Raw genomic sequence first — 22,024 nt, 5'->3', positions numbered from 1 at the left:
CTGGGCTTTTGGATCGCATTTTGACCCTGGGACTGGTCAAGGAGGAAGCCTGGCCCTGTTTCGTTGTTAACACCTGCCGTTCTCAAGCAGACAAAAAGCAGAACGGCGGCCCATAAGCGAGTCGCCGTTCTGCTTCACTAGACTGGCATGAAAACGCGGGTAGCTTTTTAACGCGCGTTTGCTGTCCCCTGCTGCTATGGTACAAGCAGGAGCAACACGGCGGCAATAATGACATAGGCCAGTGGCGCGCCCAGAGCCAGAAACCAGCGCGTGCTGCGCTGGATCTCAGACTTGCCAAAAAGGAAGTAGGCGAGTGGGCCAAGCACCGGGACCAGGTAGATCACAGCCAGCCAGCCGATGCGCCCGCCACCCTTGAGATCGGCGCGACGAATCAGATCCCAGGTACTCACACCAAACCAGGCCGCGTACAGCGCGATGGGCAGCAGGTAGAAGTAGAAACCAAGAATGAGTTCGCCAACAGGTGCGACCAGGCTAAGACCACCCAGCATCAAGCCAGGGTGGACAGAGGTGGAACTGACCGCCATATTGAGGCTATATCCCCCCAAATTCGCGAAAATGCCCTGGGGAGCGCTGGTGGGATCAGGCATACCCGGCTGTTGCAGTGTGGGATTGGGGAATGTCTGCCAGCTGCGTGGATGGAAGTGCCCTGACTGGGCGCGCAGGTAGTGGTCCAGCAGGTAGAAAGCTGCGCTGGGATCACCACCACCCGCGCGGTCCAGCAGCGATCCACAGGCGTGCGTATATTGCAGAAACGGTGGAGCAGTGTGTGAGGCGGTATTGCCTGAGAAACAGTTGTTCCCGGCAGAGGGGGCAGCAAGGGCCAGGTCAGCCACCCCAGAATCGGTCACGACATTCGCCTTGACGATATTGCCGTGCGGCTCCCAGACGTTTTGATCAACATTGGTCACGACCAGAATACCATAGTACTGGTGCCCGCTCACACGATTATCCTCGATCACGTCGTCGCTGCCACCGGCAATCAGAATCCCGGTTCCCATTGTTGCCAGTTGCTCGCTTACGGCCGGGGCATTGGTATTATTATTGTTCTCGACCAGGTTGCGCTTGATGGTCACGCCGTCCTGGGGAGCCAGCGGCTCTGAGTCTTCGGTGTTTGGGGCGATGCCAACAAGGTTATCGCGCCAGATCGAGTTCTCGATGACCAGGTTCCCCCCGGCGTTGGTGCCGGAAAAGCCCAGACCGTTATTCTCCGCGAGTACTCCGGTAATCACCGCATTGCAGGGGTGGCACGCGCCAATATAGAAGCCATTCGGCTGCCCGGCGGCATAGTCATGATCGAACTGCCCGTCAACTGATAAATACGCGTAGATGCCATAACTGCCATTGGCATATGCAGTGAGATAGCTGCCCCGGTAGCCATGGACGCCATACCAGTAGAACCCATTCCCAACATAGTGGCGCGCGGTCATGTTCTCCAGCACCACGTCGTTAGCGGTCACCAGGATACCGTTGGGCATGCTGAAATTGCCATCCAGGATCACCGTGTTGCGATTGCGCCCGCGGATAGTCAGGTCCGGTGTAGGCACAATCACCGTTTCATGGTAAATTCCTGGGGCAATAGATATCAGATCGCCGGGCTTCGCTGCTTTGACAGCCGCGCTAATCGTCGGGTAATCCTCTGGCACGCGCAAAATTGCCGCCAGGTGCGAACCATTTCCCCGGGGTACAGGCCCCACCGGAGCATATGAAACGCTCGGCCAGGGGGTAGTGACTACGGTACTTCCGCCGCAACCTGCCAGAAAAAAAAGGGGAAGCAGGCAGATCAACAGCGACAAGCAGAGAGGGAACAAGGACATCTTTTTCCCATGGAAGAGTCCGTGAGATCCTGGCGTAAGCATCATTCCCCCTCTTCGCCGAAGTGTCGTTGAGTTTTGCTCATTATATCACTTTTCTCAGGACACCCGGCTGAGCAATAAGAAGGTTGCCTTGAGTGTTCATCCCTCTTGTTCCACCCCATTATTGAGCGCCATTTCCATCACTTCAACAGGCGGCTCAATTCCAGTATAGAGCTTAAACTTCAGCACGCCCTGCCAGAAAAGCATGCGCTCGCCATAGACGGCTGTGCAGCCTCTTGCTCTTGCTTCCTGGAGCAAGCGCGTTTCCTTTGGATGCGAGACGAGATCCATCACTGTTGCCCGCGATGGTAAAAAAGTTGCCTGTACCAGGGATTCGTTCACTCCAGGCAGCATGCCAACGGGTGTGGCATGAATCACTATTCCGGCATCTTGTATTGCCTGTTCAAGCTCGTTCAGCACGGCGTATTTTCCATGTACCGCCGCTGCCAATGCTGCTGCCATCTCCTCTGTCCGATTTACAATCACGACATCTCCCCCCTCATCAGCTATCGCAAAAGCAACGGCCCTGGCAGCCCCACCGGCGCCAAGCACTACCACCTTCTTACCAGCAATGGTGGTCACTTCCTGCAACGCTTTGGCCGCCCCTTTTCCATCGGTATTTGCCCCAAGCAAGCTGCCATCCTGATTGATAATAGCGTTGACAGCGCCAATTCTCCTCGCGTCTTCATCCAGTTCATCGAGATAAGGGATGACATCGATCTTATAGGGAATGGTCACGCCAACAGCTTTAATGCCTAAATGACGCACCCCATCAACTGCTTTCGCCAGGTCTTTCACAACGAGGGGAACATAGACATAATTGAGCTTTAACGCTTCAAACGCGGCGTTATACATGGCATACATTCTGCTGGTTCTATAGGTTGAGCCAAAAAAGCCGATCAGTTGCGTTTCGCCATTAATGCTGCTCATAGGCCCTCAATTCCGAGAGAATAGTATGCACAACTTCATCGGCGCTTTCCTCGCCAATAGTGATGGTTAGATTGGCTAATGCTTTGTAGATAGGCGCTCTTCGCGTTAATAGCTCATCCAACGAGCGTTCTGGATCACCTGGATAGGGGAAAAACGCAGGAATGCCTTGGGTGAGGATGCGTTTGAGAAGAACATCCCTGTCAACATGCAAAAAGAGGATGATACCCATGCGAGCCAATAGTTCCTGGTTTTCACGTCGTAATGGAGTTCGTCCCCCGCAGGCAAAGACGAAATCCCGCTGCTTGTATGCGCGCGCGATGTTTTGTAACGTTCTGGTATCCAGGGCTTGAAAATAAGCTTCTCCATACTGCTGAAACACCTGGCGAAATGAAAGGCTCTCGCCTGTTTCCCTGTAATGCATGCGCTCGATTTCCGTATCGGCGTCAAGAAATGGTACTCGCAGTGTTTCCGCCAGTAGCGCTCCCACGGTTGTCTTGCCGCAGCCTTTCATCCCTATCAGAACGATGCTCATGCCTGCTCTTCTTCCACCAGTTCCAGATTTGCCCCCACGTTTCTCATATCAGGAATGAAATGCTCGAACGACTTTTCCACCATCTGGGCGTCGGAAATGCGCGTTTCCCCTTCTACCTGCATGCCCGCGAGCGCGAGCGATAAGACCATGCGGTGATCGTAATAGCCGTCGAGCTGTGCGGCGTGTAATCTCCAGCTTCCATCCTGGTCGATAACCAGCCCATCCTCTTTCTCGATTACTTGCGCGCCCATCTTCGAAAGCTCCCTGCACATGGCGGCTATACGATCACATTCTTTCCAGCGCGCAGTTAAGGCATTCCTGATCACCGTCTTGCCTTTCGCGAAGCACGCGGCGACGGCTATGGTCGGCACCTGGTCGGGTAGATCGTTCATGTCTACCTCGATGCCGTGCAGCTCGCCGGTGCTGGCGGTCAAAGCATCTCCATCGACGCGAATATTGGCGCCCATCTCGCGCAGGATAGCGATAACCTGCTTATCTCCATAAGGGTCTTCCCAATTCATACCCCGCACGGTTATCTCTGAATTCGGCGTCAGGATGGCCGCGAGCAATGGATAGGCCGGGGCAGACCATTCAAAAGGGATTTCCGCGTCAAAAGCCCGCGGCGGTCGATTGCCGGGAAAGCGATAATGCTCATAGTTGTTCCCAATATTTTCATAATTCAGGCCCACTTTACGGAACCAGTAGAGCAAAAGGTCGATGTAGGCGCGCTCCCCAGGATTCGTGACAAATACATCCACCGGTCTTTCCGAAAATGCCGAGGCAATGAGGACGCTGAAAACGGGCTGGCAGCCAACGCCGTCCATATGCGCAACGCCGCCGTTCACTTTCCCCCTGATGACCAGGGGGGCCATGCCATCATTTTTTGTCGAGATGATCTGCACGCCCAATGCCTCAAACGGCTCAAATAGATTGCGCGAGATTTTTCGCAGCGTGCGTATCGATTCATCGCCGGTAATCACCGACCAGCCGGGACAGGCCGCCGCTACGCCCGCCACGAAGAAAAGCATGGTGCCCGAATTATTGACGTTAATGATATCGTCCGGCGTTTGTAACCTGCCGCCCACTCCTTCCACGCGAAAAACGCCCGGCTCAACTTCCTCGATGCGCGCGCCATACATGCGCATCGCCTTGACCGCCTCGTGCCAGTCTCCGCTAAGCTTGGGATTTCTTACAAACGAGACACCGTCAGCAAGCGAGGCCAGGATCAGCGCCCGGAACGAGTGCGTCTTACTGCGCGGCATACGCACCTCGCCGCGCAAGTTCCGGCTTTTAGTAACTTTTAAATAAACAGGTGTTTTTGGCATGCTATTGCTGGGTCCTCAAATATTGAATCAGTTTTTTTAGCGCGTCATAATAGCTGTGTTCTTTACGTCCAACGATTTGATCAAGTCGTACATCTTCAAGAACGTTGATCGCCGAATTGACGCCCGTTCTGGCGATATCGGACATGTGGACTTCGATGACCGGCTTTCCCAGGTCAATCAATGCCTGCCGCAGGCTATAGCCGTAGCGCACCAGCGCGCCGGGATTAATAATCACTCCACCGGCCGCGCGAGACGATTCGAGTTGCAAAAAATCAATGATTGCACCTTCGTGATTGGATTGAAAAAATGCCAGTTCGCAATCGAATTCGCCGGCGATACCCTGCAGGTGTTCATTAATCTCGGCCATGGTTAATGTGCCATATTTTGCCGGGTCTCTTTTGCCCAGCAGGTTGAGGTTTGGCCCATGAATGACGAGGATTTTCATCGATGCTCTACATCCCCTCCCGGGTATATCCTGTAGGGTGCCAGTTTACCAGTTGCTTGATTGCTTTCATTCACATGAAGCATATTTTTCTAGCGGTGCCAGCCAAATATAGCATGAGATGCCGCGGAAGGCAAGAGCAATCAGATTCCCTATGCAGGCTCTGCACCGGCACGTGCAGGTAGCGTGCGAGAAGGCGTCGAACATATTGCTGGCGAGCAATACAGTTCTCGCAGGAAACAACCGCCTATATCGATACAGGCCAGGGTTAGTACCCTGCTATCTTTCCCGTGATAGGGCTTCAGGGGTCGCGACCATCCTTCTCCCCGGCAGAGGCCAGCACGAAGTCGTAGCGCATCGTGTAATAGGGTACCTCCATCTTCACTCCACCGGGCGCCAGGCCAGGCTCGTGGCGCTCAAAAGGAGCGATCAGGGATCGCTTTACGGCGAAAACAGCATCCGTGTCAAGATATGGATCGCCCGCCTCAAAAATGTGTGTAATCAGCGTCTTGTAGCCCGGAGCCTTGATCATAAAGTGAACGTGCGCCGGGCGCATTGGACTGCGATTAGCGGCGTCTAAGAGGTCTCCCACCGGCCCATCGTCAGGGATGGGATAGGCCACCGGCTTGACTGTCCAGAAATAGTAGCGGCCTTCTTCATCAGAGTACAGGTGCCCGCGCCCACGCGCTTCAGTTAATCCCTCAATCTGTACATCATAGAAGCCATCGGAGTCGCTTTGCCAGACCTCGATCTGGGCATTAGGTATTGGCTCGCCTGTGAGGGACAGCACCCGGCCCTCTATAAAGCAGGGTTCGCCGGGAGCGCCGTTGGCGATGTTGTCGCCGTTGGCGTAACGGGGCGAGTTTTCGATAAAGAAAGGGCCGAAAACCGTTGATTCGGTCGCGCCAGAAGGCTTCCTGTGATTGATTCCGATTACCTGCATCGAAACGCCCAGGACATCTGAAAGCAAGACGAACTCCTGGCGTTTGTCGCTGGTGATGTGGCCGGTACGCGTCAGGAAGTCGATGCCTTTGAACCATTCGTCTTCGGTCAGCTGCACTTCAGTGACGAATGCGTGCAGGTGCCTGACAAGGCTTTCTACGATCTGCTGAAAACGCTCTGACTTACTGTGCGCGAAACTCGCGAGTACGACCTGCGTGAGGTTCTCGTCTGCCAGGTCATGCGTCGCATGCAGTTTCTTGTTCTCCTGTTGATCCATGGCTCCTTCTCCTCTCTGCTGCCATTATATTGCTGCCTCGCCAACCATTGCCATCCCCTGCTTTTTTAAGGACAATTCAGATGGTTTAGCCCACCCATAAATTTGCTCAAGTCTCAAATTCCAAGTCGCTGCTGGATAAAAGCGACGGCATCACCGCGATTGACCGCTTGCTGTTCTTTTTTATCAAGGTCGCGTATGGTGACCTGGTTGGCGGCCAGTTCGTCGGGACCGAGAATCACCGCGAAAGGGATGCCCTTTTTTCCTGCGTAGCGCAACTGCGTGCCGAGTGAGTCAGGATCGAAGTACATTTCGGTTCTCAATCCACCTGCGCGCAGCGTATTAGCCATTTGCAGCGATGCGTCTGCCAGGCTTGCGTCGAAAAGCGTGACCAGCACCTGCACCACCGTCCTGCCAACTTCCGCCGGGAACATGTTCAACTCTTCCATAGCATCGATGATGCGCTCGATGCCAATCGTCGTGCCGGTGGCGGGAAAGCTGGTATCCGAGAACAGGCCGATCAGTTCATCATAGCGACCGCCGCCTGTAATGCTCGGCATTCTAGGCTCTTCTATGGTGGTCTCGTAGATAGGGCCGGTATAATATTCCAGTCCTCGCACCATCGCGAACTTCACTTTATAAAACTCCGGCGGGATATTCAAGGCCTTCAAGGAGCGAATGACTTCCCCAAGCTCGTTGATACCTTCCATGGCGATAGGATAATTTCCTAACCTGTCGCGCAAGGCAGCCAGCACCTCTTCATTTTCTCCCTCGATCTGCAGGAGGTCAAGCATTTTTTCGATCACATCATCAGGAATCTCGTTCCTGCGCAGTTCGTTCCTGACACCATCCAGGCCGATCTTCTCCAGCTTGTCTATCGAGCGATACAGCCCGCCGAGCAGTTCGCCGGGAACACCGGAAAACTGGCCAATGCCCGTCAGCACCTTGCGATCATTGATATTGACGACAAATTTTTTGAAGCCCAAACGCTGCAATACTTCGTAGATGATGTTGACGTTCTCGGCATCGGCCAGCATACTGGTGCTGCCCACAGTATCGACATCGCACTGGTAAAATTCGCGATAGCGTCCCTTCTGCGGGCGCTCAGCTCGCCAGACGGGAGCAATTTGATAGCGCTTGAACGGCTTGGGCAGCTCAGAATACATGGCGACCACGCGGCTGAGTGGCACCGAAAGGTCATAGCGCAGCGCTAGCTTGTCCTTCCCTTCGCCATAGCTGGCATTATAGATGAGTCGCTCCGCATCCGGCCCGTACTTGCCCATCAACGTCTCGGCCAGCTCGATGGCAGGGGTTTGCAGCGGTTCAAAGCCAAATTCCTCGAAAATACCGCGAATCACATCGATCACGTAATTGCGTCGGATCATACGCTCCGGCAAGATGTCTCGCATCCCACGCGGCAAAGACGCCGCCACTTTCTTAGCCATAATTCCTTTTCTCCTTCTCAAAACAATAAAAAAGCGTGGACACTTTTTGTTCCACGCTCAAGGATCGTTATCCTAAAAAACCCAGCAACTCAGGGTACTCCTTGAGCGGAGCACGCGTGAGCATGATGCTGGCTGTTCAGGCGAACGATAACGCTCATTATGTTACTCAATTCTTCCAAAAATGCTGCCGGTAGAACTGATCTCAATAGAAAATAACGCCTCACATGCATCTTTCCACCATTGTAGCAGAGCAGGCCGGGAGAGTCAAGCGCATTTACCCCTCGTTACGCTCTCCCACTGTCTCCTCTTCCAGCGCCGGGAATCGCGATGAAAGGCGACTCCCGGTAATCCAACCGGCGCCGCCAAGCACGACAGTAAGACCAAGCCAGACCAGCAAATCCACATTGAGAGCGACATTGAAAGAGGCAGCTAAAATGCCACCGAGTATAATGCCAAAAGTTAAGCCCGCCGTCACCCCGATCAGGCATCCTGGATGCGCGAGGTTACGCCCACGCAACTGCTTCATCATACAACGAAGTTCCTCTATCTCCAGCTATTTATGCTTGCAACTCATTTGTATAGGGGATAATAGCGCGAGAAGTGCCCGGCGTCAAGATGAGGAAAGAGTAGTACAATCAGTTCAAAGACGCTAGACAAGCCGCAGAAATATGACTATACTGGGGACAGTTCCTTTCGGCGCAAGCCGGAGAATGGACACCGCCATCAGGTAAAAGATTCCACCTGAATTGCCTGGGCAAAACGATGGGAGACAGAAGAAAGACCGTAACAGTGCAAACTGCAAGTACATTTATCTTAATGCGCGGCTATCCAGGTACCGGCAAGAGTACGATTGCGCGACTTCTCGCGGCATCATTGCACGCTCCGTTGATTGATAGAGATATTTTACGCCAGGTGGCAGTGGATGTTTTTGGCAATCTGCCTCACGTCGGCCAATTTTCCTACAAGCTGATGTTTGCGTTGACACGCGAACAACTGGGGCTGGGTCTGAGCGTTGTGGTCGATACTCCCCTCACCTATCGCACAACATTTGAACAGGCGCAACAACTGGCGCGGGAATTCCATACCCCCTTGCTGGTTGTGCATTGCCAGTGTCCCCCGGACGTACAGAAACGACGACTCGAGGGCCGCAAGGGGATGGTTTCCGAATTCCAGATTACCTCGTGGGAAGAATGGGAACGCTGGAAACCACGCTTTGAGGAGTTTGATGATGGAGGGTGCATCATCGATACCACGAAACCACTCGATGAATCACTGGCCACCGTCATGCACGCTATCCATGAACTGCACCGGCAGCAAGTGTACCAATCGGAGCAGCAAACCTCTGATCAATCATGCATGTAGGCTATCCTGATAACACAATCATTGTGAGGCCGTCTGTATAATAAAGTTGGATGAACCTCTAGCACGTGTTGCGGGGGAAGAAATAAAGCGATGCCCAGGAGGGAAGCCTTTCGGAGTCCCAAGGGGCTATCACACAAAAAGGAAAGGTGTATTTGTATGGCAAAAACTGTAGTCGATACCGAAACGAAGACCGCAGAAGGGTTGGATGCGGCCTACGAGACCACTAAGCGGGGCAGAGGTTGGAAGTTCTGGGTGATTGCGCCGGTAGTGCTGGCATTGGTGGCCGGAGGTGCATTTTTGGGAGTGCGTCGCATACTTGGTAGTCCTGAAAAGTAACTATTTGCGATCTGCAAGTTTTCAGAAACGGGGTGCCTTTCTGGGTACCCCGTTTTTTATTGAAGATTCAGGTCTGATTCAGGAACGTGTTAGCCCCGTTTCAGTTCTGTAAGAAATATGACAGTAGATGACATGAAGTAGATTGTATACTTCATACGCTCTCTCCAAATGACGTTCAAAAGGAAAGGTTATGCAGATGAAGTACGGTTTCATCATTCCTGACGGCGATACGCACAGTATTCCCCAATTAGCGGTCGAGGCGGAAGCAGCGGGCTGGGACGGCGTTTTTATTCCCGACTGCATCGCTATTGACACAGAAAGCACAGGTCCATTGCCGGCATATGATCCCTGGATTTTGTTGGGCGTCATAGCAGCGCGCACCGAACACATCCGCTTCGGTACGATGTTGACACCGCCTTCGCGTCGCCGCCCCTGGAAGCTGGCGCGTGAGACGGTCACGCTTGATCGTCTCTCTAACGGGCGGCTCATCCTGCCGGTTGGATCAGGTGCGGCAGGAGATGATGCCGGGTTCTACAAAGTTGGGGAAGAGATGGATCTCAAAACACGAGCGCAGATACTTGACGAAAGCCTGGATATTCTCAATGGTTTATGGAGTGGAAAACCATTCAGCTACGATGGTGAACACTACCACGTGCAGCAAATGACGTTACTGCCAGCTCCCATACAATCGCCTCGCATTCCAATCTGGGTCGTTGGGGCGTGGCCGAGCATGAAATCTATGCGGCGCGTCCTGCGCTGGGATGGCCTGCTACCAACCAAAAAGGACGCGGCTAATCATCCGATGACACCTGATGATATCCGGGCCATGAAAGCTTTTATAGATGAAAATCGCTCGCTCACAACACCTTTCGATATCATCTGCGAGGGTGAAACTCCCGGAGACGACCGCGAACAGGCCGCCTCAATTGTCCGGCCATGGGCCGAGGCAGGCGCGACCTGGTGGATGGAAGCACGATGGGGAAACGTAAGCAAGGAAGATGTAGAATTACGCATCCGGCAAGGACCTCCGCGTATAGAGTAGGGGGCGTACCCTTGTGGTCGCCCTCCAGTCTCCCCAACCTTTGTGATCACCTTTCGCTCGAACACAAAAAACAACCCTGAACCATTATCACCGTATACTACATAGATAAATGTTTCTGGTAAGTGTTTTTAAAACTTAGCCAAAACACTGAAAACACACGCAGCGTGCAATATTCATAACACGCCTATGAGAAGGAGCTATTAGCATGTCAAATAGATATCCACCATATCGTACCCGCAGGGGTATACGATTTTTCCCACATATCATCCCGATAGGGTTTCCGTTGAGCTTCCCATTGGGTATTGGCTTGATTTTCTGGCTGTTGCATGGGCTGTTCACCATCATCGGCATCCTGCTCTTAGTCGCGCTGGTCGTGTTCATCTACCGGGCAATCACACTCGGAAGCACTGACGCAGCCTGGAAGTCGATGAGAGGATCGGCCAATCAGTGGCAGCAGCGGTACAACTCGCGCTCACAGCAGACGCCATACTACCAGCCACCGCAGGCGCAGCAAACGCCATACTACCAGCCACAACAGCCCTACTATCAGCCGCCGGCACAACCAGGGCAGCCACAACAGCCCTACCAGGGTTACCAGCCCAATCAGTCTCAAACAGAATATCCTGAGCAAATGCCTCCAATGGAGCAGTAAGCAAACACCAGCGGCGGCCGGGCACCTTCTATTGTCCGGCCGCTTTTGTTTTCAACGGAATTTATTCGTGCAACGCCTCTACCTCTCCCTTGCAACTATCAGAGGTCTGGCATAAGATATTTCTGCAAGAAAAGAACTGGCATTAGCTCATATAAGTAAGAAGAGCAATAGATGCGATGGAGAAAACAATGGCCGAACAAATTCTGCAAGACTTCACGCCCCCGGCGATTATTGATGCCATCGAACAGAACTTTATTGGCTATACCTCAGCTTATGTACGCGCCTCCGGCGGGCAAGTTCATGAGGAGCCAGAACTGACCTGGCTCTATACGGGGACTCTGCTTAGCTACTACAATAGCGTGATCCGCACCGCTATCACCACCTCTGATCCCGATGCGACCATCAAGGCAACCCTCGCCTTCTTTCAAGCCCGTCACCAGCGCATGAGCTGGTGGGTCATGCCATCAACTCGCCCGCGCGACCTGATTCAGCGCCTCCAGACTCTGGGACTCACGCTCGGATGGCAAGATACCGGCATGGCCATCGATCTCCACAATCTCAAAGAGCCGCCCTCGACGCCCACCGACCTCACTATCGAGCGAGTCGAAGACGAGAAAACTATGCAAGACTGGCTGCGCGCCTTTGGCCCTGGCTTTGATCTGAATGAGGAGGATCTGGCCAGCTACAGCCGGCTCGTGACGTGCGTGCCTCCCCAACAGCACCCAATCGGCCCGTTTTACCTGGCCCGCCTCCATGGAGAGCCGGTCGCCGCTTCCGCCTTATATTGCGATCCCCGTGTCGCGGGCCTCTGCGAGGTCTGTACCATCCCATCTGCCCGGCGACAGGGCATCGGTGCCGCTATCACCTACGTCCCTCTGCTTGACGCCCGCGCAATGGGATACCGCATTGCCGTCCTGCAAGCCTCGCCCATGGGCGAGCCGGTTTACCGCCGGCTCGGCTTCACCTCCTACTGCACCCTCGATGCCTACTGCTGGCAACCTGAAACTCCTCTGATGACGAAGTTTCATGACCAAAACCGGCAATCCTGGTAGCGCGTGACCGTGTCATTCTTTGCTGCGCTCAGAATGACACGGTCACGCGCTACCAGGATTGCCGGTTTTGATGGTAAAAATTCATCATCAGAGCTAGCCAGCATACAAGACATTCCTTCCTGTATAGTCTTTTTCCTGAAATTGCGTGTTTCTTATTGTTTTGGCGTGAATACCATTGACTTTGCCTGATTTTTCGTGCTATCATCATAGTAGTGCGAGATATTGCACGATAATACCTGTTATTAATGGGTACAAAAAAGTGGATTGCCTGAAAAATCAATTACATTACAAGAGAAAGGAGGGGTGTTATGGCAAAGCTAATCACCATTATCGGCAAGAATGGTGTTGAATATACTGTCTCTCTGACGGGAGAGCAGGCAGACTATTACCTGCGCCTGGCGCAGATGCGCGCTTCATCTGACAGCGAAGTCATGAAGGAATTTGTCGAGCTGCTTCTTAACAGTAGCAAGCCACACGAACGCCAGAACAAGGCGCAGTACAACTGACAACAAATGACAGGGAATGCGAATGGCCCCGTTCCCTTACTATTTTTTCTCCTTTACTACGCCGTTCTCCCTCCATCAATCGCCATCACCTGTCCCGTAATGTAACTCGCTCCCTCCGATGCCAGGAACAAAACCGCGGGCGCAACCTCCCCAGGTCTGCCAATGCGATACATGGGCGTCGTCGCATTATAAATCTCCTCGCCGCACTCGATAATCGCCTCGGTCATGCGCGTGCGGAACATGCCAGGCGCGACGGCATTCACACGAAGTTCCATTTAGCGCATCGTCCACACGCTTAGATCGCTTGCGGTTGTTGCTTACCATACACAATGTGGCATAGAGAGGAACGCACAACCAGTCTGACAACACCACAAGGTCAATCTCGACGAGTTACCCAACGTGTGGTACACTGTGATACGTTAGGTAACTCGTTTTGCGTGGTGCGTCCCCTACTCAAAGGCTACACGATGGCACGTACTCAAATTCCGTTAGTATCCGATGGCAGCTTATTCTTGCTCGATGGAGCAGAGAACAGGCTATCTCCTGTGCTCGTGGGCTCGGCTGCCTGGTATACCTGGTTGACGGATGAACAGAATCATTCCTTTTCGTTCAGGAACCATCTAGGCACGTTTACTGCTCGAAAGGAGCGACAGCGTCAGGGCTGGTACTGGTATGCCTATCGAAAGTACGAGGGGAAGCTGAGCAAAGCCTATCTCGGCAAGTCGGAGACCTTGACCATCGAGCATCTACATGCAGCCGCCGCAGTACTAACCGGCAAGGGCAACCTCGCCGACGACCCACAGAGGGATGCAGGCGCTGCTCTCAAAGGTAATAATCCTCCTCTGCTGTCCTCTGTTGCCCTCTCGCGATCAACGCAGCATGATCAAGCACCGATAGGCGCGAAAGTTTATTTCTTCAACCTCCCTGTGCAGCTTACATCTCTCGTTGGGCGGGACCGGGAGACTACCGTCGCCTGTATGCTCCTACGACGCCCAGGTGTGTGCCTGCTTACACTTACGGGTACGGGAGGCGTTGGTAAAACGCGCCTGGGTTTGCAGATGGCACATGAACTGGGTGAGAACTTTGCCAATGGCATCTGTTTCGTCTCGCTTGCTCCCCTAAGCGACCCGAATCTCGTTATGCCTGCCATTGCTCAGGCACTTGGACTGACGGAAAAAGCAGATCAATCTCCTCTCGAACAACTGAAAACATACCTGCAAGACAAACACCTGCTGCTCTTCCTCGATAACTTCGAGCAGGTGGCGGAGGCGGCTGCGCCTCTCGTTGAATTGTTGCAAACGTGCCCGCATCTGAAGGCACTCGTCACCAGTCGCGCGCTCTTGCATGTTCGTGGCGCATATGAGTTCTTCGTACCCCCACTGGCACTTCCTGACCTCAAACACCTTCCAAACAGCGAGGTCTTATCACAAAATGAGTCGGTAGCGCTCTTCGTCCAACGAGCGCAGGCCATCAAGAATGGCTTCGAGATCAACGACATCAACGCTATTTTCATTGCAGAAGTATGCGTGCAACTGGATGGACTGCCGCTGGCCATTGAGTTGGCCGCCGCACGCATTCGGCTGTTCTCCCCACAGAAGCTGCTGGAGCGATTGGAACACCGGCTTCAGGTGTTGACAGGAGGAGCAGACGACCTGCCCGAACGCCAGCAGACCTTACGCAACACTCTCCAGTGGAGCTACGACCTGCTCGATCCAGATGAACAATACCTCTTTCGCTGGCTCTCCCTCTTTGCCGGCGGATGCACGCTCGAAGCCATTGAAGCAATCGCACATACTCTTGGTGAGAGGAAAACACAAGTGTTGGATGGAGTCACATCCCTGCTCAACAACCATTTGCTGTATCAACAGGAGCAAACAGATGGCGAATCCCGCTTAATGATGCTGGAAACGATCCATGAATATGGGTTGGAGGCCCTCGCCGAAAGTGGGGAGATGGAGGAATCCCAACAGGCACACGCAGCGTATTACCTGACCCTTGCAGAGAGATCCGAGCAGGAACTACGCAGCGGACAACAGCAGGAGTGGCTGGTTCTGTTGCAACGAGAGGTTGAGAACCTGCGAGCTGCACTCAAATGGGCGCGAGACAACAGAAAGATCGCATTGGGATTGCGGTTGGCAGGAGCACTGGGGATCTTCTGGTATATGCGCGGCTATCTGAACGAGGGACGTACCTGGCTGGAAGAACTGCTATCCTGCGACAGCAGTGGCGGCAATCCTGTATCCACAGATATACGGGCAAAGGCACTCAACAGCGCGAGTATGTTGGTAACGGAGCTAGGTGACTATGGGCAAGCCGCGCTCCTGGTAGAGGAGAGTATGGGGTTGTTCCAGGAACTGGGAGACAAACGGGGGAGAGCTGCCGCACTCAATACTCGGGGCATCGTCGCCAAATTGCAGGGGAATTATGCATACTCGGCCACGCTCTATGAGGAGTCGCTCAGCTTGCAACGGGAACTGAATAATAAAAGAGGCATTGCAGCCGCGCTCAATAACCTGGCAGCCATCGCCCAGGAGCGGGGAAACTACAAGCGAGCGCTGGAGCTAGGCGAGGAAAGCCTGGCGATCAAGCGCGAGAGTGGCAACAAACATGGCATCGCGCAATCCCTCGTGAACCTGGGAGACTTAGCTCTCAAGCAAGGGGACGCTGCACGAGCGTCACAGCTTGTGGAAGAGAGTCTCCAACTCTTCCGTGAGCTGGAGGATACTCGAGGGATTGCTCTTGCTCTCAACAATCTAGGCGAGGTAGAACGTGATCGAGGCAGCTATGCCCACGCCGCTGAAGCCTTAGAAACGAGTATAGCCTTGTACCGCGAACTTGGCAATAAGTGGGGGATTGCACTTGCTCTTTGCAGCCTGGGGGATGTGATACTTCAGATTGGTGAACTCGACCGCGCGAAGGCGATTTACAAGGAGAGCCTGGCCCTGTACCAGGTTGAAAACAACACGGTAGGCGTGATTGCTTGTCTGAATGGCCTGGCAGGCGTGGCTGCCGCACAAGGAGAGCCTTTGTTGGCAGCACGGGTCTGGGGAATGGTGGAAACCCAACGTAGCGCCGTTGGTGTGCCCATCTCGCTTGTTGAGCATGCTCATTATGAACGCCTGGTCACAACTGCTCGCGTCCTCCTTGGTGAAAAGACCTTTGCTAGCGCCTGGGCTGAGGGATGTTCCATGACGCTAGAGCAAACTTTTGCTCTACTAGAGCGCATTACTATTCCTACCGGTTTGATTTCGACTGTTCCGCAATCCCCTGCTGTTATAAAATCGTCACTTTCGCCGACCTACCCCAACGACTTGACGACCCGTGAAGTTGAGGTGCTGCAATTGCTATCAGCGGGCCTGACCAGCGCTCAGATTGCGGCACAACTCGTCATCAGTCTGCTGACGGTTAATACCCATGTACGCTCCATCTATAGCAAGCTGGGTGTTACCTCGCGCAGCGCGGCAACGCGCTATGCCATCGAGCATAAGCTCGTGTGATACTGGAAGTCTTTGTAGTTCTAGCGCAATCTCTCAGTTCGTCTCCAATGGCCACCAACACTCGTGTATCTCTTCGAACCAACGATATCTCCCGTTTGAGCGAACGCTCTACCCAGTTTTAGGTACGTCCTGCTAGCATGTATTACTTCCAATCTGGCTTGAGAAATACCCAGTTCTAGGGATGCCCTTTAGCATTTATCAATGTACATTATAAGCAGACCATCGTGGTCTAGATTTAAAGTGTATGGCGATTTGATCGTCACAATTCAGAAAGAAGTGTAGAAATTATGTTTGATGAAAGTTTGGAAGCAACTTCGGCGTTTGACTATTACGCTACGGAATTATGGATACAGTGGAGCGCAACACATTTACGCATACCGCCTCGTATTCCTAATCATCCTATGAAAGATGTGGTTGAGGTGTCAGCTATCGATGCCATCCTCGCCTTGACAGACGTACTTGAAGATGCGAGTGCGCGCCAAGAAATCCGCCGCATGCTTACTCCGCTTGCTGCACTGAAGAGAGAACAGTTGAGGGAGAGATTCGAAAAAACTTCTGATACCAGTAAGCATCGAGCAGCATTTGATGCCACTCGACAAGAAGATGGTAGCCCGGAATCCTTCCCCGGATTAGAGGAATGGTGGTTTTACTATGGCATGCTGCTTATGGAGCAAAGAGCTCGCGAACAAACTCCCTCTGGTGGGAAAGTACGGTAACGTCTTCTATCAGTTTTACAGAGGCGCTATCCGCTCCTGCACGCCAGGCTACAAGCGGATGCTTATGTGAGCATATCAGAGAGAAAGAGGGGCATGAACCATGCTAGAACGGATCGGCGAAGCCTTTGCGCTCCATGAGCTTCTCACAGTGGTCGGCAAGAAACTGCTGCCAGGTGAAACAGCCCCCAACTTCTCTCTGGATTACCTTGATCTCGCGGATATGACAGTGCAGAGTGTGCGACTGGCAGATGTTGTGGGGAACATACGCCTGTTCAATGTCGTGAACTCACTCGCCAGACCAGTCTGTCACCGGGTGACGCACCACTGGGAGAGGCTCCAAGCTGATCTGCCAGCGAGTGCCTGCGTCTATACCATCAGTGTAGACTCTCCCGACGATCAGGCTCACTGGCAGTCAACCGAAGGGATCCTGCACCAGGCGCTTTCCACACATCGAAGTGAGCAGTTCGGACAGGACTACGGAGTGTGGCTAAAGGAATGGCATCTACTCCAGCGATCCGTCTTTGTGATTGGTTGCGACAATCGCATCGTCTACAGCGAATACGTGGCCGATCAGATGTGCGAGCCTGACTATGGGGCGGCAATGGAGGTGGTTTATCAAGCTGTGATGAACCAGAGAAAAGAACAAAACCGCACAACAGATGAACCTCTTTGAAAGTGCGTCAACAACAGCTTACATTTCAAGAGCGAACCAGATACTTGTAGTTCAAATAGCTATGGTAAGAAGGCATCGTGATTGGCTCCAGCTAAACCATCTTGTTGCCATTATCGAAAGGAAAAAAGACCATGAGACAAATCTCCACCCGTTCCTGCTCAAACTGCGGGACATCCGTTCCTGAAAACATGCGTTTCTGCCCAAATTGTGGGACACCGGGCGCTCAACCACCTCCCATCTATGCACAACCGCAGAAAAACGATTCCGGCAAACTGCTGGGGAAAATTGGGTGTGGTGTTGGTGTCGCCATTCTTCTCGCTGTTCTCCTTCTTGGCACTGCCGGTTACTTTGGCGTTAGATATATAGCAGGTCGGGTCTCCAGCACTGCAAATAGTACTACTGGAGGACATAGCACTGGTAGTGGTAGCACCAGCGGGAATGCGAATCCTGGTGCCACACCCACACAAGCGCCCATAAAAACGTCGCCCATAAACGCGACTACGACCTATGCAGGTATTGATCTCACCATTATTGATGTACAGCAGTCCGCGAACCGTCTAGATGATCCAAACATCGTCCCTGATGCTAACGGCTCCATACCTGGCGTAGTGCGCCTTGATTTCAAGGAGCATAATCCAGGGACGAGCGCAGTAGGCTTTGGTTTTTATTCAGACGGTTGGCGCTTGCTCCTGCCGGGAACAAGCAGTGTCGCGCCTGTTTCTATTGAGAGACAAAATGGCCTCGCTGCCGGTGTATCACAGACGGATTGGATTGACTTCCCTGTACCCATAGGGAGCGACGTGAGTCAAATCAAGCTCCAGTTGGGCAAGGACACGGATGCACAAATGGTAATCCCGTTGACGGCAAATGCCGATACCAGCGCGTACCAACCGAAGTCATTTACTCTTGCCAAGAACCAGACGCAGTATTCAGGCTTAACCTGGACGATTAGTACTGCTACAGTGAGTTGGAGCGCCCTTGCTACTCAAGCGACGAAAGGGATGCGCTATATCACACTGAGCATGAAGGTAGATAATTCTACAACAGGTGACTTTAATGGATACGGACCTGATTTTGTCCGTATCAAAACAGGTGATCTTATCAGCTCAGTGTTAGGTGGATCACTTGATGATAATCTACATGTTGCGGGTGGTTCGACGGGAACAACAGGAGACTTTGTCTTCCTCGTGCCACAGGATGTGACTTCGTACACCTTCCTCCTGCTGGATAGATCTGGTCAGAATCACAACGCTACCATAGACTTCGTACTCCAGTAATAGTACCGGGGAAAAGGCGAAGATAGAGTAATTGCGAAATTTTTTAAAGTAACATACAGTTTCAAAAGAAAGAAGAACATTCTCATGAGTTGGAATCCTAACCAGGGGCAAAATCCTAATCAACCGGGTCAGTATGGTAGCTCTGCTCCACCACTGTTAACTGACCCCTCTACTCCTCAATCAAACGGGTATCAACAACCATATAGCACGCCTGCTCCTGGCCTACGTCCTAACGTAAATGGCCCAACTTCGATGGGGATGGAGGCCAATATCGCTGCCGGTTTGAGTTACATTGTCGGATGGATCACCGGGCTGATCTTCTTCTTAATGGAGAAGCAGAACCGCTTTGTACGCTTTCACGCTATGCAGTCCATCCTTTTCTCAGCAGCGCTAACCGCGTTCTACATCCTGCTCAATATCGTCAGCTTCGCCTTAGCCATCGCTTCTATTCCCTTTTTAGGGTTGCTTCTCAGCGTCGTAGGATTTATAGTTGCGATAGGGACGCTCATCGTCTGGATTTTCTTAGTGATCAATGCCTTCCAGGGCAAGTACTTCAAGTTGCCTGTCCTTGGTAATTACGCGGAGAGGTATGCAAATCCTAAGGCATAAAGACAATACAAGAGTTCAATGTGCTACTGAGCTGATCGTCCCCCATCTATAGGGATGACCTGACCGGTGATGTAGCTAGCGCCCTCTGAGGCCAGGAAAAGCACAGAGGGCGCAACCTCTCCAGGCCGGCCAATGCGATGCATCGGTGTCGTCGCATTATAAATTGCCTCGCCACGCTCGATAATCGCCTCGGTCATGCGCGTGCGGAACATACCAGGCGCGATAGCATTCACGCGGACACCGCGACCCGACCATTCAACCGCCAGCGCTCGCGTCAGATTAATCACCGCGGCTTTACTGGCATTGTAGCCAACAGTGTTCAGTTGTCCCCCACCGAGACCCGCGATAGAGGCAACATTGATAATACTTCCTTTACCACGTTCCAGCATATGCCGCCCTACCGCCTGCGACATGAGGAATGTACCGGTGATGTTGGCATCGATCACCTGTTGCCAGCGTTCCAGGGGCATCGATTCGGCGGGAGCGCCCCAGGTCAGGCCGGCGTTATTGACCAGCACATCGATCTTGCCGCATTTTTCCAGCGCCTGCTGCACGAGTTGCGTGACAGAAGCGGGATTGGCTACATCACAGATCATAGCCTGGACGGAGATAGCCGCGTCCTTCAATGTTCGTTCGGCCTCAGTAAGCCATTGTTCGCGGCGCGCGGTGATGACGACCGTGGCCCCGGCATAACCAAACGCCTGCGCAATCTCTAAACCCAGGCCGCGCGAGCCTCCCGTGACGATGACTACTTCACCCTTGAAATCGAAGCTAACAGTACCCATGGATGCCTCCTCAAATATGTTATTTCGTCGATATCCTATCTTATATCACAGTTCAGGCTGGCTTGATACGCCGCCCTGATCAGTCTAACCCATACTCAACAATCATGCTCGAGTATCTTCCACATTATGGTATACTAAACACAGCTATGCGGGAAAACGTACAGTCGGATGGAGATTTGCAGTGCCTGTGGCTCGAAGGGTCGATGCAATGAATAAAAACTTACCGCACGTGGAAGAGGCTGGGGGAAACGTGGAGTTTTCAAGCTCCCAACAGCCATTCATGCAAACATACATACTTCAAACCTCCAATGTTGAGCATATCACACAGGCATTTCTTGCTCTGAATAAACAGTGGCAAATCGTCTATCTGAGCCAGCAGGCGATACAGGTGCTGGGAAAAACGAGAGAAGTAGTGATCGGCAAAAGTATCTGGGAAGTCTTCCCGGAAATGGTTGGTTCTCCTCTCCATCATCACTGCCTGCAAGCAATTGCCAACGGTAACGTTGTCCAATTTGAAGTCGAGTCTCCGCGCTACGCGAAATGGTTCCATATCCATATCTTTCCCTCACCCGGTGAAATTGGCATATTCCTCACCGATATTACGGAACACAAACGCCTGGAAGCAGAGGTACGGCAGGCCAGGCACCAGCTGGAGACGATTCTCCATAATATTGCCGATGGCATTCTTGTACAGGATACAACGGGTACTATTATCTATGCCAATCATAAGGCAGCAATGCTCGCTGGCTATACTTCAGCGGAAGACATCCTTCAAATGCCTTCACCAGCATACTGGGAACAATTTGAGATTACGGATGAGGAGGGACATCGCTTGCCCCTGTCTCAACTTCCAGCCGGCAGGGTTATCGAAAAGGAAACGTCTTCTCAAATTAACGCGCGCTTAGTGTTACGGCGCACGCGTCAAGTACGCTGGGTATCGATCAAATCGACGGCTGTCTTAGCCGGTGAACAGGTGCCACCCCTCGTGATCAGCGTATTGGAAGATATCACGCAATTCAAAGAGCTTGAGCAGCACAAGGACGAGTTCATTATGCATGTCAGCCACGAACTACGCACACCTCTCGCGGCCGTGAGCGGCTATTTAGAATTGCTCCAGGATCATGGCGAGCGTCTAGATGCTTCCTCAAAAGCTCAGTTCTTGAACCAGGCCCTCGAAAACTGCCAGGTTCTCGCGGACCTCGTCAATACGGTGATTAACGTCTTGAAAATCAAACAGGATGCGAAGCCTATTAAAAGCGAACAACTCGCCGTCGCCTCCCTCGTGCGTGAAGTGATCGAGCAGTTTGACCCTCGCAAGTGGCAAGAATACCACTGCCGGCTAGACATTCCGGAGGATTTGTTTGTCTATGCCGACAAGCAATATTTGTGCCAGGTGTTGCGGAATTTGATCTCGAACGTCTTTAAATACGCGCCTGAACAGACACCACTACTCATCAGCGCAACTCCCATTGCCCAGGAAGCAGGCACCACCCCCCAGGTTTGTATCAGTGTGCAGGATGCCGGTCCCGGCATTCCCCCAGCTGAACAGCAATTCTTATTCCAGAAATTCATCCGTCTCAAACGCGATCTGAGCAGCACTGTCCGGGGAACAGGCCTGGGCCTCTATATATGTAAAGAACTGCTAGCGAAAATGGATGGCCGCATCTGGGTAGAGAGTTCGGGAAAGGAAGGAGAGGGCAGTCGCTTCTCGTTTACACTTCCCGCAGGACACCCATAGGGAGCCAGGCAGTCC

At 52.8% G+C, this 22,024-nt stretch carries 23 protein-coding genes; 12 read left to right on the top strand and 11 right to left on the bottom strand.

Annotated elements, in window-relative coordinates:
- Window positions 1–194 precede the first annotated feature (194 nt).
- The 8 genes from VFA09_03040 to VFA09_03005 form a co-directional block, all read right to left on the bottom strand.
- Window positions 195–1,835, bottom strand: a complete 1,641-nt coding sequence (locus tag VFA09_03040; protein HZU66230.1) for a right-handed parallel beta-helix repeat-containing protein — start codon at window positions 1,833–1,835, stop codon at window positions 195–197.
- A 138-nt stretch (window positions 1,836–1,973) separates the two neighbouring features.
- Window positions 1,974–2,804, bottom strand: coding sequence for a shikimate dehydrogenase (locus VFA09_03035; GenBank protein ID HZU66229.1), 831 nt, complete (start codon window positions 2,802–2,804; stop codon window positions 1,974–1,976).
- Window positions 2,791–3,336 carry a shikimate kinase gene (locus VFA09_03030; protein ID HZU66228.1) on the bottom strand — a complete coding sequence of 182 codons (546 nt, stop codon included), beginning with the start codon at window positions 3,334–3,336 and terminating at the stop codon, window positions 2,791–2,793. Before VFA09_03030 ends, VFA09_03035 begins: the two co-directional genes overlap by 14 nt.
- Window positions 3,333–4,661 (bottom strand): 3-phosphoshikimate 1-carboxyvinyltransferase, encoded by a 1,329-nt coding sequence (gene aroA, locus VFA09_03025; GenBank protein ID HZU66227.1) that lies wholly within the window; start codon window positions 4,659–4,661, stop codon window positions 3,333–3,335. The genes VFA09_03030 and aroA overlap by 4 nt, the downstream gene beginning before the upstream one ends.
- Before the next feature lies 1 nt (window position 4,662).
- Complete coding sequence (locus tag VFA09_03020) at window positions 4,663–5,106, bottom strand: type II 3-dehydroquinate dehydratase (protein HZU66226.1); 444 nt, start codon at window positions 5,104–5,106, stop codon at window positions 4,663–4,665.
- A gap of 298 nt (window positions 5,107–5,404) precedes the next feature.
- A complete protein-coding gene (locus VFA09_03015) occupies window positions 5,405–6,322 on the bottom strand; it encodes an intradiol ring-cleavage dioxygenase (GenBank protein HZU66225.1) in 918 nt (305 codons plus the stop codon).
- 113 nt (window positions 6,323–6,435) lie between these two features.
- Window positions 6,436–7,764, bottom strand: coding sequence for a histidine--tRNA ligase (gene hisS, locus VFA09_03010; protein ID HZU66224.1), 1,329 nt, complete (start codon window positions 7,762–7,764; stop codon window positions 6,436–6,438).
- A gap of 274 nt (window positions 7,765–8,038) precedes the next feature.
- Window positions 8,039–8,293: a hypothetical protein gene (locus VFA09_03005; GenBank protein HZU66223.1), complete on the bottom strand. Its 255-nt coding sequence runs from the start codon at window positions 8,291–8,293 to the stop codon at window positions 8,039–8,041.
- A 260-nt stretch (window positions 8,294–8,553) separates the two neighbouring features.
- Here VFA09_03005 and VFA09_03000 point away from each other — a divergent pair, with 260 nt between their 5' ends.
- From VFA09_03000 to VFA09_02980, 5 genes are all read left to right on the top strand, one after another.
- Window positions 8,554–9,126, top strand: coding sequence for an ATP-binding protein (locus tag VFA09_03000; GenBank protein ID HZU66222.1), 573 nt, complete (start codon window positions 8,554–8,556; stop codon window positions 9,124–9,126).
- Window positions 9,127–9,282: 156 nt separating this feature from the next.
- Window positions 9,283–9,462 (top strand): hypothetical protein, encoded by a 180-nt coding sequence (locus VFA09_02995; GenBank protein HZU66221.1) that lies wholly within the window; start codon window positions 9,283–9,285, stop codon window positions 9,460–9,462.
- A gap of 190 nt (window positions 9,463–9,652) precedes the next feature.
- Window positions 9,653–10,504, top strand: a complete 852-nt coding sequence (locus VFA09_02990) for an LLM class flavin-dependent oxidoreductase (GenBank protein ID HZU66220.1) — start codon at window positions 9,653–9,655, stop codon at window positions 10,502–10,504.
- A gap of 205 nt (window positions 10,505–10,709) precedes the next feature.
- Window positions 10,710–11,156: a hypothetical protein gene (locus tag VFA09_02985; GenBank protein ID HZU66219.1), complete on the top strand. Its 447-nt coding sequence runs from the start codon at window positions 10,710–10,712 to the stop codon at window positions 11,154–11,156.
- Between the two features lie 188 nt (window positions 11,157–11,344).
- Window positions 11,345–12,208, top strand: coding sequence for a GNAT family N-acetyltransferase (locus VFA09_02980; protein ID HZU66218.1), 864 nt, complete (start codon window positions 11,345–11,347; stop codon window positions 12,206–12,208).
- Here VFA09_02980 and VFA09_02975 read toward each other — a convergent pair.
- Complete coding sequence (locus VFA09_02975) at window positions 12,181–12,312, bottom strand: hypothetical protein (GenBank protein HZU66217.1); 132 nt, start codon at window positions 12,310–12,312, stop codon at window positions 12,181–12,183. The genes VFA09_02980 and VFA09_02975 overlap by 28 nt on opposite strands.
- Window positions 12,313–12,516: 204 nt before the next feature.
- Here VFA09_02975 and VFA09_02970 point away from each other — a divergent pair, with 204 nt between their 5' ends.
- Window positions 12,517–12,714 (top strand): hypothetical protein, encoded by a 198-nt coding sequence (locus VFA09_02970; GenBank protein HZU66216.1) that lies wholly within the window; start codon window positions 12,517–12,519, stop codon window positions 12,712–12,714.
- Window positions 12,715–12,770: 56 nt separating this feature from the next.
- Here the strand turns inward: VFA09_02970 and VFA09_02965 are convergent, their stop codons facing one another.
- The gene (locus VFA09_02965) at window positions 12,771–12,989 is read right to left on the bottom strand and encodes an SDR family oxidoreductase (protein HZU66215.1); all 219 of its coding nucleotides are present in this window, start codon (window positions 12,987–12,989) and stop codon (window positions 12,771–12,773) included.
- Window positions 12,990–13,181: 192 nt separating this feature from the next.
- Between VFA09_02965 and VFA09_02960 the strand changes: the two genes are divergently transcribed.
- From VFA09_02960 to VFA09_02940, 5 genes are all read left to right on the top strand, one after another.
- Complete coding sequence (locus tag VFA09_02960) at window positions 13,182–16,211, top strand: tetratricopeptide repeat protein (protein HZU66214.1); 3,030 nt, start codon at window positions 13,182–13,184, stop codon at window positions 16,209–16,211.
- 287 nt (window positions 16,212–16,498) lie between these two features.
- Entirely contained in the window at window positions 16,499–16,927 is a 429-nt protein-coding gene (locus VFA09_02955) for a hypothetical protein (GenBank protein ID HZU66213.1), read from the top strand.
- Between the two features lie 100 nt (window positions 16,928–17,027).
- Window positions 17,028–17,600 carry a redoxin domain-containing protein gene (locus tag VFA09_02950; GenBank protein HZU66212.1) on the top strand — a complete coding sequence of 191 codons (573 nt, stop codon included), beginning with the start codon at window positions 17,028–17,030 and terminating at the stop codon, window positions 17,598–17,600.
- 131 nt (window positions 17,601–17,731) lie between these two features.
- On the top strand, window positions 17,732–18,877 hold the full coding sequence (locus VFA09_02945) for a zinc ribbon domain-containing protein (GenBank protein HZU66211.1): 1,146 nt from the start codon (window positions 17,732–17,734) through the stop codon (window positions 18,875–18,877).
- A gap of 84 nt (window positions 18,878–18,961) precedes the next feature.
- On the top strand, window positions 18,962–19,486 hold the full coding sequence (locus tag VFA09_02940; protein HZU66210.1) for a DUF4870 domain-containing protein: 525 nt from the start codon (window positions 18,962–18,964) through the stop codon (window positions 19,484–19,486).
- Window positions 19,487–19,509: 23 nt separating this feature from the next.
- Here VFA09_02940 and VFA09_02935 read toward each other — a convergent pair whose 3' ends face one another.
- A complete protein-coding gene (locus tag VFA09_02935; GenBank protein HZU66209.1) occupies window positions 19,510–20,271 on the bottom strand; it encodes a glucose 1-dehydrogenase in 762 nt (253 codons plus the stop codon).
- Between the two features lie 208 nt (window positions 20,272–20,479).
- Here VFA09_02935 and VFA09_02930 point away from each other — a divergent pair, with 208 nt between their 5' ends.
- Window positions 20,480–22,009: an ATP-binding protein gene (locus VFA09_02930; protein HZU66208.1), complete on the top strand. Its 1,530-nt coding sequence runs from the start codon at window positions 20,480–20,482 to the stop codon at window positions 22,007–22,009.
- Window positions 22,010–22,024 lie beyond the last annotated feature (15 nt).

The sequence above is a fragment of the Ktedonobacteraceae bacterium genome (assembly GCA_035653615.1).
GTDB lineage: Bacteria > Chloroflexota > Ktedonobacteria > Ktedonobacterales > Ktedonobacteraceae > DASRBN01.
Note: the sequence above shows the minus strand (reverse complement) of the source record. Positions and strands in the feature narration are given on the sequence as shown.